This window comes from Rhodococcus sp. ACPA1 (assembly GCF_002300195.1).
GTDB classification, from domain to species: Bacteria; Actinomycetota; Actinomycetes; order Mycobacteriales; family Mycobacteriaceae; genus Rhodococcus_F; species Rhodococcus_F opacus.
The window spans coordinates 1-929 of sequence record NZ_NSDX01000023.1 but is presented as its reverse complement, the minus strand read 5'-3'; the positions used below and the strand labels follow the sequence as shown (position 1 = coordinate 929).

Genomic DNA, 929 nt, shown 5'->3' with positions numbered 1-929 from the left:
CGAGCAAACTGTACTGGCAGAGAAACGGGAACGAGCAAGATTCACTGACAAAAAGGACGATCGACTGTCACAGGACACGTGAAACCCCGGGGCGGCACGCGTCCTAGATCCCCACAAACTGTAGATTCCACGGCTCGATGTCACTCCACGAGGCCTACAACCTGCGGGTTCTCAACGCCGCGTCGGTGCTCGATTCTCACGAACTTGCCGGAACCTCAGCCCGGTCGCTCTCCCGAAGGGTGTCGTCGTCGCTGTACGCCAATCCGCGGAGCCCGATACCAGTCCGCCCCCGCCTTCTGCCGGCCCGCCCGGGGTGCGGCTGCCGACCTGCCGACCGCGTGCGCTGCGTGGGCAAGACCCGTTACGGCCCGCGTCGTGAGAGGGCCGGCCTGAGCAGTCAACAGGCCACTGCCTCCAGGTGGGTCAGGAGGGCGGTGATCGCGATGGCCAGTCCGATCGCGATCGTTCCCGCTCGTTCATTGTTGTCGGCACTGTGCCCAGTCATCGGTGTCCTTCCGTCCGTACTCCGTCAACCCGGTTCGGCAACCGCGGTGCGGTGCGGGCGTGTCGTCGCGAGAACGGTTCTGTCCGTGCACCTGTGGATGCGTCTCGGTGTCCCTGGCATCACGCGTCGAGGTTGATGGTGATAGGGAAATGCACAACCGGGTCCGGTCACTGCCCGCCAACCCGTTAGGTGAGGTTCTGGGTGTAGAACTCGGTCAGCTTGTCGAAGGGGATCATCTCGACCCGGTCGTAGAGGTCGACGTGACCGGCACCGGGCACGATCACCAGTTCCTTGCGGTCACCGGCGAGGCGGTAGGCCTCTTCGGTGAACTCGCGCGAGTGCGCGTCTTCGCCGGCGATGAACAGCATCGGGCGGGGCGAGATGGTCTCGATGTCGTTGAAGGGGTAGAAGTTCATGAACTTGA

The 929-nt window shown here is 63.6% G+C and carries 1 protein-coding gene; it reads right to left on the bottom strand.

Annotated elements, in window-relative coordinates; all coding sequences use genetic code 11:
* Window positions 1-690: 690 nt before the first annotated feature.
* Window positions 691-929: alpha/beta hydrolase (locus CJ177_RS46485; protein WP_143548834.1), on the bottom strand; the 239-nt coding region annotated here is incomplete at its 5' end.